This window comes from Corynebacterium pseudogenitalium, from assembly GCF_024453815.1.
In the GTDB taxonomy this organism is placed as follows: Bacteria; Actinomycetota; Actinomycetes; order Mycobacteriales; family Mycobacteriaceae; genus Corynebacterium; species Corynebacterium pseudogenitalium.
Genome location: NZ_CP072934.1, coordinates 1,718,784 through 1,733,139 on the forward strand (window position 1 = coordinate 1,718,784; position 14,356 = coordinate 1,733,139).

Annotated in this window: 13 protein-coding genes; 1 reads left to right on the top strand and 12 read right to left on the bottom strand. The window is 65.6% G+C overall.

Going from position 1 to position 14,356, the window contains the following annotated elements:
* Positions 1-23: 23 nt before the first annotated feature.
* The 9 genes from KBP54_RS08255 to KBP54_RS08295 form a co-directional block, all read right to left on the bottom strand.
* Positions 24-1,364: a hemolysin family protein gene (locus KBP54_RS08255; protein ID WP_256005356.1), complete on the bottom strand. Its 1,341-nt coding sequence runs from the start codon at positions 1,362-1,364 to the stop codon at positions 24-26.
* Positions 1,365-1,931, bottom strand: a complete 567-nt coding sequence (gene ybeY, locus KBP54_RS08260) for an rRNA maturation RNase YbeY (protein WP_070478011.1) — start codon at positions 1,929-1,931, stop codon at positions 1,365-1,367.
* Positions 1,928-2,932, bottom strand: a complete 1,005-nt coding sequence (locus KBP54_RS08265; protein WP_070362086.1) for a PhoH family protein — start codon at positions 2,930-2,932, stop codon at positions 1,928-1,930. The genes ybeY and KBP54_RS08265 overlap by 4 nt, the downstream gene beginning before the upstream one ends.
* A gap of 11 nt (positions 2,933-2,943) precedes the next feature.
* Positions 2,944-3,663, bottom strand: coding sequence for a 16S rRNA (uracil(1498)-N(3))-methyltransferase (locus KBP54_RS08270; RefSeq protein ID WP_070362085.1), 720 nt, complete (start codon positions 3,661-3,663; stop codon positions 2,944-2,946).
* Positions 3,664-4,794, bottom strand: coding sequence for a molecular chaperone DnaJ (dnaJ, locus tag KBP54_RS08275; RefSeq protein ID WP_070362084.1), 1,131 nt, complete (start codon positions 4,792-4,794; stop codon positions 3,664-3,666).
* Between the two features lie 28 nt (positions 4,795-4,822).
* Positions 4,823-5,839, bottom strand: coding sequence for a heat-inducible transcriptional repressor HrcA (hrcA, locus tag KBP54_RS08280; protein WP_070362083.1), 1,017 nt, complete (start codon positions 5,837-5,839; stop codon positions 4,823-4,825).
* A gap of 32 nt (positions 5,840-5,871) precedes the next feature.
* Positions 5,872-7,023, bottom strand: coding sequence for a radical SAM family heme chaperone HemW (gene hemW, locus KBP54_RS08285; protein WP_070362082.1), 1,152 nt, complete (start codon positions 7,021-7,023; stop codon positions 5,872-5,874).
* A 259-nt stretch (positions 7,024-7,282) separates the two neighbouring features.
* Positions 7,283-7,951 (bottom strand): hypothetical protein, encoded by a 669-nt coding sequence (locus KBP54_RS08290; protein ID WP_083290858.1) that lies wholly within the window; start codon positions 7,949-7,951, stop codon positions 7,283-7,285.
* A 96-nt stretch (positions 7,952-8,047) separates the two neighbouring features.
* Positions 8,048-9,886, bottom strand: a complete 1,839-nt coding sequence (locus KBP54_RS08295; protein WP_070362080.1) for an AMP-dependent synthetase/ligase — start codon at positions 9,884-9,886, stop codon at positions 8,048-8,050.
* Positions 9,887-9,970: 84 nt separating this feature from the next.
* Here KBP54_RS08295 and malQ point away from each other — a divergent pair, with 84 nt between their 5' ends.
* Positions 9,971-12,109 carry a 4-alpha-glucanotransferase gene (malQ, locus tag KBP54_RS08300; RefSeq protein ID WP_210385493.1) on the top strand — a complete coding sequence of 713 codons (2,139 nt, stop codon included), beginning with the start codon at positions 9,971-9,973 and terminating at the stop codon, positions 12,107-12,109.
* Positions 12,110-12,113: 4 nt separating this feature from the next.
* Here the strand turns inward: malQ and KBP54_RS08305 are convergent, their stop codons facing one another.
* From KBP54_RS08305 to KBP54_RS08315, 3 genes are read right to left on the bottom strand one after another with little or no spacing between them, the layout of a single operon-like run.
* Complete coding sequence (locus KBP54_RS08305) at positions 12,114-12,254, bottom strand: hypothetical protein (RefSeq protein ID WP_168156168.1); 141 nt, start codon at positions 12,252-12,254, stop codon at positions 12,114-12,116.
* A gap of 11 nt (positions 12,255-12,265) precedes the next feature.
* Positions 12,266-12,394: a hypothetical protein gene (locus KBP54_RS08310; protein ID WP_255364707.1), complete on the bottom strand. Its 129-nt coding sequence runs from the start codon at positions 12,392-12,394 to the stop codon at positions 12,266-12,268.
* Positions 12,387-14,354 carry a M3 family metallopeptidase gene (locus KBP54_RS08315; protein ID WP_070362078.1) on the bottom strand — a complete coding sequence of 656 codons (1,968 nt, stop codon included), beginning with the start codon at positions 14,352-14,354 and terminating at the stop codon, positions 12,387-12,389. The genes KBP54_RS08310 and KBP54_RS08315 overlap by 8 nt, the downstream gene beginning before the upstream one ends.
* Positions 14,355-14,356: the final 2 nt, after the last annotated feature.

Below are 14,356 nucleotides of genomic sequence, written 5' to 3' on the forward strand. Positions count from 1 at the left end.
GGATAAGCGTACAAACCTGACAGCTACTTGTCTTCAGAACCCCCGTCCGAATCTTCCATGGGTGCTTCGGCGGGTTCGGGGACCTCGATGAGCACGCTGCGGGTCTTGATGCGTCCGCGCCGGTCGCGGCCGCCTTCCGCGGTATAGCGTAGGCCGTCGTGAACGATGGCGGAGCCCGGCAGCGGCACGCGGCCCAGCTCGTAGGACAGCAGGCCTGCCACGGTGTCGACGGAGTCGGTGACGTCCTCCTCGAAGGTGAGCTCGTAGTCGAGGTTGTCGGCGAGGAAGTCGACGAGGTCGTCGAGAGGCAGGCGTGCCTGGGCACGCAGGGTGCGCGCGGCGACGAACTCGATTGGGGCGTCTTCGTCGTCGTCGTATTCGTCGGTGATTTCGCCGACGATTTCCTCGAGGAGATCCTCCATCGTGAGCAGGCCGGCGACGTTGCCGAACTCGTCGATCACGATGGCGATGTGCGTGTTCACCCGCTGCATGTCCTGCAGCAGCACGTCGAGCGGCTTGGAGTCCGGGATGAACAGTGGGTCGCGCATCAGGGTGGACAGCACGGTGTCCGGCGCCACTGGGGTGCCGGTGGGGCCGAACATGTCCTTCAAATATGCGACGCCCACAATCTCATCGACGTTCTCCCCGATCACGGGCACGCGGGAATGTCCGGAGCGCACCATCAGCGTGGTTGCCTGGCGGGCCGTCTTCTCCCCCTCGATCCAGATCATCTCGGGGCGCGGCACCATGATTTGGCGGGCGTGGGTAGAGGCCAGATCGAAGATGTTTTGGATCATGCGGCCCTCGGCGGTTTCCACCACGCCTTTCTCCTGGGCGATGTCGACCATCTCGCGCAGCTCCACTTCGGTGGAGTACGGGCCGTCGCGGAAGTCCTCGCCGGGGTGGAACAGGTTGCCCACCCAGATGAGCAGGCGTGAAACTGGACCGAGGACCCGGTTGACAATGACCAGCCACGGCGCGGCCTTCAGCGAGATCGTGTAGGGGTTGCGGCGTCCAGCGGTGCGCGCAAATACGCCGATGATACTGAACTGCAGCAGCGTAACCGACGCGACGGCGGCGATGATCGCCCACGCGTCGGAGGGGATCAGATCCATCGCCAGCATGGCGGCGAAGACCGCTGCAACGGCGTCGAGGACGGTGCGCAGCATGACCAGCATGTTGATTTGGTTGGCGCGGGCGTCGACAACCCGGGCGAGCGCCTTGGCACCTGAGACGTCGTCCTTGACCATGGTCTCGACGCGCGCGCGCGAAATCGGGGTCAGCGCCGATTCGACCGATCCGAACAGGCCGGAAAGCAGCAGCGCGAGCACGGCGACGAGGCCGTAGGCAACGGTGAATTCCATTTAGTCGCGGCCCTTCATCATGCGGTCGAGCTCCTCGCGGTCGGCGGCTGAGGGAAATGCATGGGCACCGGTCGGCTTGGGCTGGTACTCGATGCCGCGTGCCGCCAGCGAGTCGTACCAGTCCGCGAGCAGCTCGTTTTGCAGCGAGAACATCTCGCGTTCCTCGTCCGGCATGACGTGGTCGTAGCCGAGCAGGTGCAGCACACCGTGGACGGTGAGCAGGGCGAGCTCGTGGCCGAGGTCGTGGCCTGCCATCTCCGCCTGCTTGCGGTCGAAGGCCGGGCACAGGATGATGTCGCCGAGCATCGCCGCGCCGAACGGGGACGCGTCCGGGCGTCCGCCGCCTGGGGTGAGCTCGTCCATCGGGAAGCTCATGACGTCCGTGGGCCCTTCCAGATCCATCCACCGGACGTGGAGGTCAGCCATGGTGGCTTCGTCGACAAGTGTGATGGTTGCCTCCGTGTCTGGGTGCACATCCATGGCTTGCAGGGCGAAGGAGCAGACATCGACGAGCATTTCCTCGTTGACGTCCGCCTCCCCCGATTCGTTGAGGACTTCAATACTCACTGTCTTGCCTCTTCTTCGCGTTGTTTTCGTTCGTAGCGTGCGGCGTTGCGCGCGTCGTGCTCGTCGTAGGCCGCGACGATCCGGGAGATCAGGTGGTGACGCACGACGTCTTCCGCGCGCAGGTCCTGGAAGGAAATGCCCTCGATGTCGCCAAGGATGCGGCGGGCGACGCGCAGGCCGGAGACCGTACCGCGCGGCAGGTCAACCTGGGAAATATCGCCCGTGACCACCATCTTCGAGCCGAAGCCCAAGCGGGTGAGGAACATCTTCATCTGGGAGCCAGAGGTGTTCTGGGCCTCGTCGAGGATGACGAACGCGTCCGAGAGGGTGCGCCCGCGCATGTACGCCAGCGGGGCGACCTCAATGATGCCGGCCTCGATAAGCTTCGGGATGGCTTCCGGGTCCATCATGTCGCGCAGCGCGTCGTAGAGCGGCCGCAGGTAAGGGTCGATCTTGTCGCTGAGCGTGCCCGGCAGGAAGCCGAGCTTCTCCCCTGCCTCGACGGCGGGGCGGGTCAAAATGATGCGCTTGACCTCTTTATTGTGCAGCGCCTGCACGGCCTTCGCCACGGCCAGGTACGTCTTGCCGGAGCCGGCCGGGCCGATGCCGAACGTGATGGTGTTGTCGTCGATCGCGTCGACGTAGGCCCGCTGGCCTGCCGTCTTCGGCCGGATGACCTTGCCGCGCCGCGAGATGATCTCCGCGCCGAGCAGCTCCGCCACCGACTCCGGTGACTCCACCTCCATCAGCGAAATCGCGTGCGTGACGGTATCCGCGGTAATGGGAACGCCGCGCCGCGCCATCGACTCGAGCTCGTCGAGCACCCGCAGCGCGTGCGCGACCACCACGGCCGGGCCCCGCACGGTCACCGCGTTGCCGCGGGCGTGCACGTCGGCGCCGAAGTGTTGGTTGAGCACCCGCAGGTTCGTGTCATTAATACCGAGCACGTCCTGGGTGTATACAGAGTCAAGCTCAATGTTGCGCGTGACCAAAGGTTCCATGTCGCCTAACCCTACCAGCGCGTCGTTAGCGCGCCGATTGCGCATAGTGCAGCAAAACCGGCGCTGGCGGTGCGCAACACTTCCGGCCCGAGGGTGACAGCGCGGGCGCCGATGAGCTCGAGCTCATCCTCGCCGATGCCTCCCTCAGGCCCCACGATGAGCCAGATGTCCCGTCCGAACTCGACGGTGGTCAGCGGCACGGCCGCGTCTTCGTGAAGCACCAACGCCTGCTTTTCGACGCCCCCTTCGCCCACCTCGGCAAGCAGGTCCTTCAGCTGGTTCGTGGTCACCGGATCTGCGACCTGCGGCACCCAGGCCCGGCGCGCCTGCTTCGCGGACGCGATCGCCTGGTGCTGCCACTTCTCCACCTGCTTGGCCTGCTTGGCGGCGGGCCAGCGCGCGATGGTGCGGTGCGAGATCCAGGGGACGATGGCGTCGACACCTCCTTGCACGGCGAGATCGACGGCGAGCTCCGCGCGTTCCGACTTCGGCACTGCCTGCACCAGGGTGACGCGCTGCTCGGGCGCGGGCACGGTGCGTACCTCAGTGACGTCGCCGCGCAGCTGCTGCTTGTCGCTGTGACGGACAATGACGTCCGCGACGGTGCCGGCGCCGTCGGTCAGCGCGATGCGCTCGCCGGGCTCGATGCGTTTGACGAAGGCGTGCTTCGCCTCGTCGCCGTCGAGGGTGCCGCTGGCGGGGTTCGGGGTGAGGAAGTACGGAACGCTCATTTAGCGGCGGAACCTGTCGCGCATGCGGGAGAAGAAGCCTTCGTCGCGCTCGTCGTCGTGGTGGACGCCGGTGGCGTCGCCGCGGGCGTCGCGAAGCTGCTCGAGGCTGCGGCGCTCCTCGCCACTGAGGTGCGTCGGCACGACGACCTGGATGTGGGCGATCATGTCGCCGTGGCCCTCGGCGCGCAGGCGTGGCATGCCCTCGCCCTCGAGGCGGACCTCGTCGCCGGGCTGGGTGCCGGCCGGGATCTCGATGGTGGTCGTGTCACCGGCAAGGTTTTCGACGTCGATGCTGGTGCCCAGCGCGGCGTCGTACATCGGCACGTTCAGGCGCAGGTGCAAGTCGTTGCCGTCGCGCACGAACGTCGAGTGCGGCGCGGTCTGCACCTCCACGTAGAGGTCACCGGCGGGACCGCCACCGTGGCCGACCTCGCCCTGCCCCGCCATGCGGATGCGCATCCCGTTGGCGATACCCGCCGGGATCTTCACCTTCAGGTCGCGGGTGGCGCGCACCCGACCGTCGCCGGCGCACTGGCGGCACGGATCCTGGATCACTTCGCCGTAGCCGTGGCACTTCGGGCAGTCGTGCGTGGTCATCACGTTGCCCAGGAAGGACTGCTGCACTTCCTGCACCACGCCCTGGCCCGCGCAGTAGTCACACTGCACGGGCTTCGCCTCAGACTCGGAGCCGGTACCGTGGCACTTCTGGCACAGCACTGCTGTATCGACGGTCACCTCCTTCGTCACGCCCGCGTAGGCGTCCTCCAGCGTGATCTGGGTGCGAAGCAGGGCGTCATTGCCCGGCTGAACGCGCGAGCGAGGCTCGTGGCTGCGCCCGCCTCCGCCGAAGAAGGCATCGAAAATGTCGCCGAAGCCCCCGAAGCCGCCGCCACCGGCGCCGCCCATGCCGCCCTGCTCCATCGGGTCGCCGCCGCGGTCCACGATGCTGCGCTTCGCCGGGTCCAGCAGCACCTCCTGCGCCAGCGAGATCTCGGCGAACTTCTCAGCCGCCTCATCAGACGGGTTCACATCCGGGTGGTACTTGCGGGCGAGCTTCCGGTACGCCCTCTTAATTTCCTGCTCGGTCGCCTCTCGGTCAACGCCGAGGATGCCGTAATAATCACGAGCCACTAGTTAGTTCCCTTTCAACACTTCGAAGTTATTCGCCCCGCAAAATGCGACTGATGTACTGAGCCACGGTGGCAACCTTTTGCATGGTACCCGGATAGTCCATATGTGTCGGACCGACCACCCCAAGGCCGCCGAGCGCCTCGTCGCCAGCTCCATATGCAGTACTAACAATGGAGGCCTGAGAAAATTCCTTTTCCTCATTCTCATTGCCAATACTGACCGAGACGTGCTCCAGCTGCTGCGCGTTCGCCAACAGCTTCAGCACGATCACCTGCTGCTCCAGCGCCTCAATCACGCTGTGCAGATCCACCATCCGGTTCACGCTCAAGTTCCCGGCGCCCGCGATGAGCAGCCGGTCGGTTGTGGTCTCCACCAGCGTCTCGATGAGCACCGCCGTCGCCCGCTCCACCGCATCCGCGATAACCGGCGGCGCCTGCGCGTGCAGCATCTTCAGCGCGGCGGAGGCATCGCGCATCGTCTTGCCCACCAGCACCGTATTGAGCAGGTCCCGCAGCAGGAACACCCCGTCGGTGCCCAGCGGCGCGGCGAGCTCCACGTTGCGCTGGTCCACGCGCCCGGTGTCCGTGATCAGCACCAGCAGCAGTCGCGTTGGAGCCAGCGCCACCACCTCGCAGTGCTTCACGCGAGACACGTTCAGCGTCGGCAGCTGCACCACCGCCGCCTGGTTCGTCAGCTGGGCCAGCAGCTGCACGCTGCGGCGCAGCACGTCCTCCATGTCCACGCCGTGCTCAAGGAAGTCCAAAATGGCGTGGCGCTCCGCTGTGGACAGCGGTTTGACGTCGTGGAGGGCGTCGACAAACGCGCGGTACCCGGCCTCCGTCGGGATGCGCCCCGAGGACGCGTGCGTCTGCGTGATGTAGCCCTCGCGCTCCAGCACGCTCATGTCGTTGCGGATGGTCGCCGAGCTGACCTTCAGCCCGTGGCGCTCCACCAGCATCTTCGATCCGACGGGTTCCTGCCGCGCAATATAGTCGGCGACGATTGCGCGCAGCACCCGCTGTCTGCGATCATTCGCTGCACTCATTAGCACTCTCCTTCGTCGACTGCTAACTCATACTACTCTGCCTCCTCGGCAGCCAAAATGTCCGTCACAATCCCGTCTGCCAGCAAGCGCCCCGCATCAGTCACGGCCACGCTCTCACCCGCAGTCAACAGGCCCGCCGCCACATACTTCTCGACGACCCCCTCCGCCCCCGAACCAATCATCCCCCGAGGCACACCCTCCTTCAGACGCAACCCCAGCATCACCTGCTCCTCGTGCCGCTCCTGCGGCGTGAGCGTCTCCCCGCCGTCAATCGGCAGCGTGCTGTCGGCGAGCAACTGGTTGTAGCGCTCCGGCCGCTTCACGTTCCAGAACCGGCGGTCCCCAATAAACGAGTGCGCCCCCGGGCCCGCGCCCCACCAGTGCGCGCCACGCCAGTACAACAGGTTGTGCTGGCACTCCCCACCTGGCCGCGCCCAGTTGGACACCTCGTACCAGCCGAACCCGGCCGCCTCCAAGGTCTCAGCGATCATCTCGTAGCGGTCCGCGTACACGTCCTCCTGCGGCTCGGGCAGCTCACCGCGGCGGATCTTGCGCGCCATGGCGGTGCCATCCTCCACGATCAGCGAATAAGCACTCACATGGTCGACGCCCGTCGACAGGATGGCGTCGAGGGTGCGGCGTACGTCGTCGTCCGTTTCCGTCGGCGTGCCGTAGATCATGTCCAGGTTCACGTGCTCGAAGCCGGCGTCGAGGGCCTCCTTGGCCGCCGCGACCGCCCTGCCCGGCGTGTGCTTCCGGTCCAACACCTTGAGCACCGACGCCGACGCCGACTGCATCCCCAACGACACCCTCGTAAAGCCGTGCTCCAGCAGCCCCGCGAAGTACGCCGGATCCGTCGACTCCGGGTTCGACTCCGTCGTCACCTCCGCCCCCGCCCGGATGCCGAAGGTGTCCCGCACCATCGACAACACCCTGCCCAGTCCATCCGCCCCCAACAGCGAGGGGGTCCCACCCCCGATAAACACTGTGCTCGCCTCAGCCACGCCCGGCTGGTGTGCCGCCAGCTGCAGCTCCTTTTCCAGCGACTCTAGGTACTCCGCGTGGGAGCTCTCCACCTCCGTCGGCGTATAGGTATTGAAGTCACAGTACCCACACCGTGTCGCGCAAAACGGCACGTGGATATAGACGCCAAAGTCGGGCTGTGATTGCTGCGCTGTGTTCATACCTCGCAATTGCAGCAGACCGGGGCCGAGTTTGCGAATTGCATTCGAGGCGTGCTCCCTGGCCGGCCAGTGCCAAAAGACGCAACCCCTTTTTCACGACCTGGGCTTTTGCCTCCTCCCCCAACAAGAAGTGCGTCCTTTGGCACTGCTACATGAGGACAAGCACCAAATTCCCTCACAAACCATCAGCGAACTGGGCAGACGCAAACCCCCGCCCTCAAATGAAGGAATTTGGTGCGCACCCCCTCGTGCCACAGACCTACGCCCCGCGGCGGCGGCGCTTCGCGGCCACCTTCGCCACTATGGCGTCCACCCGGGCGCGCTCCTCGAGAAACTGTGGCGGGGCGACACCGCGCATCGTGCGCACGAACGCGGGGTGGTCGATGCAGACGGTTTCCATCCAGCCGTCGACGGCGGCCTCGACCAGCTCGCCGACCCGCGCATACAGGTGCGGCAGGCTCACGGCACCCAGTTCCCTTGCGACCATCTCGGTCTGCTCGAGCGTGTACTGCACGATCTCGCCGAGGTGCTGCACGGTCAGGTCGGTGCGGCCGGCAAGCGCATCCTGCATGGTCTGCACGGAGAACGGCGCTTGGAGTGGGAAGAGGTCTTCGAGGCCGGCGGCGTCAAGAAGTTCGGGCTCGGGGATCTTTTCCTCCGGCCGGTAGGAGGCGGAGAGCACCCCGGCGCGCATCCCGGTGGTCAGCGCCTGGCGAAGCCCGATGAGTTCGCCGACGATGCGGCGGGCGTCGTTGCGGGCATCGTCGACGATTTCGACGAATTCAGCGAGGCAGTCGTCGGTAAGTTCGCCGTCGTAGTCTGCGACTGCTTCGGCGAGGTGCTCCGTGTATTCAGCAACTTCGTCGCCGATGTTGTAAATCTCCTGTGTCAGCTCACGGTGGCGTAGCATCGCTGCAGTTTTATGCACGAATAGCCCCCTTCTGGCTCACAGGAAGTACGGATCAAAAGTCGATGGAAATGTTAAGCCATGGGCGCGCCCCACGGGTTGAGGCGCGCCGGGGGCCTAGCGCTCGTAGAGCTTGTCGATGTCCTCGCGGAAACGCTCGAACACCACATTGCGCTTCACCTTGAGGGTTGGCGTCATCTCGTTTGCCTGCTCGCTCAGGTCGCGGTCGAGGATGCGGAACTTCTTGATCGCCTCGGCGTGCGAGACGGTCCCGTTGGCAACGTTGATGGCGTCTTGCACCTCGGCGCGCAGGACGGGGTCGCCGGCGAGCTCGCTGAGTTTGCGGTTCTCCGGGATGTTGTGGGTGGACTTCCAGCGCTGCAGCTCTTCCTCGTCGAGGGTCACCAGTACGCCGACGAACGGCTTGCCGTCGCCGACGACGAGCGCGTTGGAGATCAGCGGGTCCTGGCGGATGATGTCCTCCATCGGCCCCGGTGAGATGTTCTTGCCGCCGGCGGTGACGATGAGGTCTTTCTTGCGGCCGGTGATGCGCACGTAGCCTTCGTCGTCAACCTCGCCGAGGTCGCCGGTGTTGAACCAGCCTTCGGTGAAGGCTTCTTCGGTGGCGGCTTTGTTGTTCCAGTAGCGGTCGAAGACGCCGGGGCCCTTGAACTCGATTTCGCCGTCGTCGTTGGTGCGGACTTGGTAGCCGTTGACCGGGCGCCCGACGGTGCCAATCTTGTTGGCGTTCTTGTTATTGACGCAGGATGCGGCGCAGGTTTCGGTGAGCCCGTAGCCCTCGTAGATTGGGATGCCGATGCCGCGGAAGAAGTGCAGCAAGTCGGCGCTCATGGCGGAGCCGCCGGTGATGCCGTACTTCACGGAGCCGCCGATGGCCTCCTTAATCTTGGAGTAGACGACGCGCTCGAAGACGCGGCGCTTCGCCTTGAGTATCCGGCTCGGCCCCTCGGGGGTGTCCATGGCCTTGGAGTACTCGATGGCGGTCTTCTCCGCCTCAAGGAACGCAGCCTTGCCGATGGCGGAGCCGTCCGCGGCCTTGTTATAGGCCGCATTGCGGACCTTCTCGAAGACGCGCGGCACGCCGAGCACCATGTTCGGCTGGGCGCGCTGCAGCTCCACGGTCAGGGTGTGGGTATCGGCCCAGTGGGACTGGGTGGCGCCCGCCATCGTCAGTGCGAGGCTGACTGCGCGCTGCAGCACGTGCGCCAGCGGCAAGAAAGTAACGACGCGCTTGCCGGGGCGGGCCACCTCACCGATGTCGTTCTTGATCAGCGCCCAGGTCTGGTGTGCCCAGTTGCCGTGGGTTAAGGCCACGCCCTTCGGGCGGCCGGTGGTGCCGGAGGTGTACACGATGGACCCGAGGTCGTCGTGGGTGAGGGAGGCGGAGCGGGCGTCGACAAGCGACTGCTCGACATCCCTGCCCTCGAACTTGACGGTTTCGACCCCGGCGGCGTTGAATTCGTAGATCTTGCGCAGCTTCGAGCTCGAGTCCTTCAGGCGCGGCTTGCCGTCTTCCTGGAGGAGGAAGGCGCTCATCAGCTGGGTGTGGTCGCGCGACTCGGTGAAGGCGATCTCGGCGCCGGAGTCCTCGAGGATCCACTGGATCTGGTGCATGGAGCTCGACGGGTAGATCGGGACGCTGACCGCCCCGGCTGCCCAGATGGCGAAGTCAACGAGGGACCACTCATAACGGGTGGAGGAAAGCACCGCGATGCGGTCGCCCGGCTCGACGCCGTTTGCGATGAGCCCCTTGGCCGTTTCGTAGACCTCTTCGAGGAACTCCCCCGCGGTCACATTGACCCAGTCGTAATTACGTGGGCGGGAAAACAGCACGATGTGAGGCTTTTTCGTGCAGATATCCACGAGCGCCGACAGGCAAGTGTCAGTGGGACTCAGCTTGAATCCGAGCGGAGTTGTGTACGTTTCTGAAGCCATGGTTGGCAAGGTTACCTGACAGAAACTACCTTTTGCGTGAGCTCCACTCTGCAAAACATCAGTTCTTTGGCACAATGGGTTGATGTGACCAACGTAGAACTGCTCCATTCATTAGCTTCCGCGTACGGGTTCGGCACGAGCTACCGCGCTTCCAACGGTGCGATGACCACCCCGCCGCCGGAATCATTCATCTCCCTGCTGCAGGCCCTGGGCGTCAACATTAGCGACGCCCCCTCCGACGAGGAGTTGCACCACCTGATTCACGCCAGGCACCAGTACTGGGCAACCCGCCCGCTGCCGCCCTGCGTTGTGGCCACGGCCGGGCAGGAGCGCCACTTCAACGTCCACGTGCACGACGGACACCCGGCCCACACCTGGATCCAGCTTGAGGACGGCACCCCGCGCGAGACCTACCAGGACGAAAACTGGGCGCCACCAACTGCCGACGTCGCCGGCGTGGTCTGGGGCGAGGCCACCTTCCACGTGCCGGGCAACCTGCCCCCGGGCTACCACACGCTGCACCTGGAGTCCGATAACTTCAAGGACTCCTGCCCGCTGCTGGTGGTCCCGGCGCGTCTGGAGAGCAACCAGCGCTACATCGATAACCCGGTCTTCGGTGTGATGGCGCAGCTGTACTCGGTGCGTTCCGAGCAGTCCTGGGGCATCGGCGACTTCGAGGATCTCGGCACGCTCGCGGTGCTGCTGGCTGAGCAGGGCGCTGATTACCTGCTGATCAATCCGGTGCACGCGGCACAGCCAATCCCGCCGGTGGAGGACTCGCCGTACCTGCCGACGTCGCGCCGCTTCGTCAACCCGATCTACATCTCTGTCGAGGCGGTTGATGAGTACTACAAGCTGGACAAGGACGCGAAGGCCCAGATTGAGCGCATGGTCGCTCCGCTGAAGGCGCTCAACCGCAGTGCGGAGCCGCTGCGTCGCAACGAAATCTTCGAGACGAAGCTCGCCGTACTTCGCGAGCTGTTCTTCATCGCCTGCGCCGACGAGCGCCGCACCCACGACTTCGAGCTCTTCTGCCTCGACGAGGGCGAAGGCCTCGAGGAGTTCGCCCGCTGGTGCGCAGTGGAGGCAATGGAGACCGCGCCGTCGCGCCACGAGCTCGACGAGGAACTCGAGGAACTCACACGCTTCTACATGTGGCTGCAGTTCATCGCCGACGAGCAGCGCCGCCGCGCCCAGGACAAGGCGCTGGCAGCGGGCATGAAGGTCGGCATCATGACCGACCTCGCGGTGGGGATCCACCCCGATGGTGCCGACGCCAACACGCTTGCCAACGTGCTCGTCCCCGAGGCGTCCGTCGGTGCCCCGCCGGACCAGTACTCCCAGCAGGGCCAGGACTGGTCGCAGCCGCCATGGCACCCGCAGGCGCTCGCCGAGGCCGGCTACGAGCCGTGGCGTGAGCTGCTGCGCACCGTGCTGCGCCACTCCGGCGGTATCCGCGTCGACCACATCCTTGGTCTCTTCCGCCTGTTCTGGATGCCACGAAACGTCTCCCCGATGTTCGGCACCTACATGAATTACGACCACGAGGCCATGGTGGGCACCCTGGTGCTCGAGGCGCAGCGTGCGAACGCCGTGGTGGTGGGCGAAGACCTGGGCACGTTTGAGCCGTGGGTCCAGGACGTCCTGCAGGACAAGGGCATCCTTGGCACGACGGTGCTGTGGTTCGAGTCGTACGACGACGGCTCCCCGCTCCACACCTGGGATTACCGCCGCTTGGCGTTGTCGGCCGTCGGCACGCATGACCTGCCGCCGACCGCTGGCTACCTGCGGTTCGCGCACAACATCCTGCGCGACGAGCTCGGCCTGATCGAGGAGCCGCTCGAGGAGCTCAACGAGCAGGACCACCAGTGGCAGGCCCGCGTGCTTGACCGCGTGCGCGAGGACGGCCACTTCCACGGCACTTCCCTTGAGCACACCGAGTTCACGCAGCTGAGCGCCGAGGAGTTCGCCCGCGACGTCGACGTGGAGGACCTGCTCGTCGGCCTTACCCGCTTCATCGCCGCCACCCCATCGGCGATGACGGTGACGAACCTGGTGGACATGGTCGGCGATACCCGCATCCAGAACCAGCCGGGCACCAACGCGGAGCAGTACTCCAACTGGTGCATCCCGCTGACGGACAACAACGGCAAGGCGGTCCTCATCGAGGACCTGCCGAGTATCGAGCTGTTCGGTCGGGTCGCGGAGGCGTCGAAACGCTAGCGCGCTAGAGCAGCCCGGCCAGGGCCGCGACGATGACCAGCGCAATCATCACCCACAGTGCCTGTGTGACACGGGACTGTGGGTATTTGCGTTTCTGCTTCGGAAGCTGCTGATCGCGCTTGCGGAGTTCTTCAGGGTTGGCCATAGTTGACCACCTTACTTCTTCGAAATTTTGTACGCGATCCAGTCACTCAAACGCAGCATCGCCCACGAGGCCACCCCCGCGAGCGGCAGCGCCACCAGCAGGATCAGTGGCGTCTGCAGCCATGGCGACAGATCAAACATCGCTGCCCTCGAGCCCGCGGCGGACCAGCAGAGCGCGGGTGTCCTTGTCGCGGCCGCGGAAGGCGCGGTAGGCCTCGGCGTAGTCGCGCGCGGCACCAACCGAGAGCACCGTGTCCCGGAACCGCTGGCCGCTGTCCCGGTTGATACCGGATTCCTCGATGAACTGGTAGCCGTCGGCGTCCAACGCCTCCGCCCACAGGTAGGAGTAGTAGCCCGCTGAGTAGCCGCCCGCGAAGATGTGGTTAAACCACGTGGAGCGGTAGCGCGGCTCGAGGCCTTCGACGTCCAGGCCAACCTTCTCGAGTGCCCGCTGCTCGAAGGCGTCAATGTCCTCGGGCACCTCGCCGTCGAGCGAGTGCCACGCCAGGTCAATCGCGCAGGCCGCCAGGTACTCCGCGGTGGCGAAGCCCTGCCCGAACGTCCGGGACTGGCGCACGGCCTCCAGCAGCGCATCCGGGATGACCTCGCCGGTGTCCACGTGGCGCGCGTAGTTACGGATGATCTCCGGCGCGAACGCGTAGTTCTCGTTGATCTGGGAGGGGAACTCCACCCAGTCGCGCGGCACGTTGGTGCCGGAGAGCGTCGGGTAGCGCACGTTGGACAGCAGTCCGTGCAACGCGTGGCCGAACTCGTGGAACACGGTCGTAACCTCGTCGATCGTCAGCAGGTCGGAGGTCAGCGACATCACGTTCACCACGACGGGCTTCGTGCCGGTCAGCGTCGACTGGTCCACGAAGGAGCTCATCCAGGCTCCCCCGCGTTTCGACGGCCGCGCCCCGTAATCCGTCAGCAGCAGGCCAATGCCGGTGCCGTCTTCCTCCTTGACCTCCCACACGTGTACGTCGTCGCGGTAGCCGTGCAGGTCCTCGCGCTGAGTAACCGTGATGCCGTAGAGCAGGTTCGCAGCGTAGAAGACGCCGTCGCGCAGCACCTGCTGCAGCGGGAAGTACTTGCGCAGCTCGGCGTCGTTCACCGCGAAGGCCTCCTCCCTGCGGCGCGCTTCCCAGTACGGCCAGTCAGCGCCGTCCAGTTCCATCCCGGCCAGCTCACCTGCGAGCTTGCGTTCCGCGGCGGCGTTCGACGCGGCCGCGGGCGCGAGGTCACTGATGAGCTTGCGGGCCGCGGCAGCGCTGCCCGCGGTTTCCTCCGCGATGACGTAATCGGCGTGCGTGTCGAAGCCGAGCAGCTTCGCGCGCTCCTGGCGCAGCCGCACCGACTCGACCACGAGCGCACTGTTGGTGTCACGGCCGCGCTGGCGGGAGGCGTCGAACAGCTTGTGGCGCGCGCTGCTGGACTCGAGCTCGGCCTGCAGCGACTGGGTCGTCGGCAGCTCGATCGGCACGACGTAAACACCGGGGTCATCGGCGTCGCGGTAGGCTGCGAGCTCCTCCTCGCTCAAGCCCGCGAGCTCCTCACGGGTCATGCGCACCGCGAGCTTCGTCGTGTCCGCGAGTAGGTTGCGGCCGAACTGCTCGGAAAGCTCCGAGAGGCGCTGATTCAGCTCGCGCAGGCGCTGTTTGCCTGCCTCGTCGAGCTCCGCGCCACGGCGGGTGAACCGGCGCAGCAGCAGGTCGTAGAGGCGGCGCGACTCCTCGTCCGCCGGGGCCTCCACTGCACGCAGGCGGCCATAAAGTTCTTGGTTCTGGTAGATCGCGTCCGTATGCGCGGACAGGCGCGGCACGATCGCGTCCGCGACCTGGTCAAACTCAGGCGAACCGTCGGTGCCCTGCAGGTTGAAAAACCATGCCAAGACTCGCTCTAAGTCGCTGCCCGCGCGCTCCAGCGCCTCGACGGTGTTCTCCCACGTCGGGGTGTCCTCGGCGCAAATGCGGGCAATTTCTTCTTCATGCAGCACGAGCGCCCGCTCGAAAGCGGGCAGTACGTGTTCAAGGCGGATCGCCTGGAAATCAGGCAGCCCGTAAGGCAGTTCGGACGGGTGCAACAACGGATTGTCAGTCATGG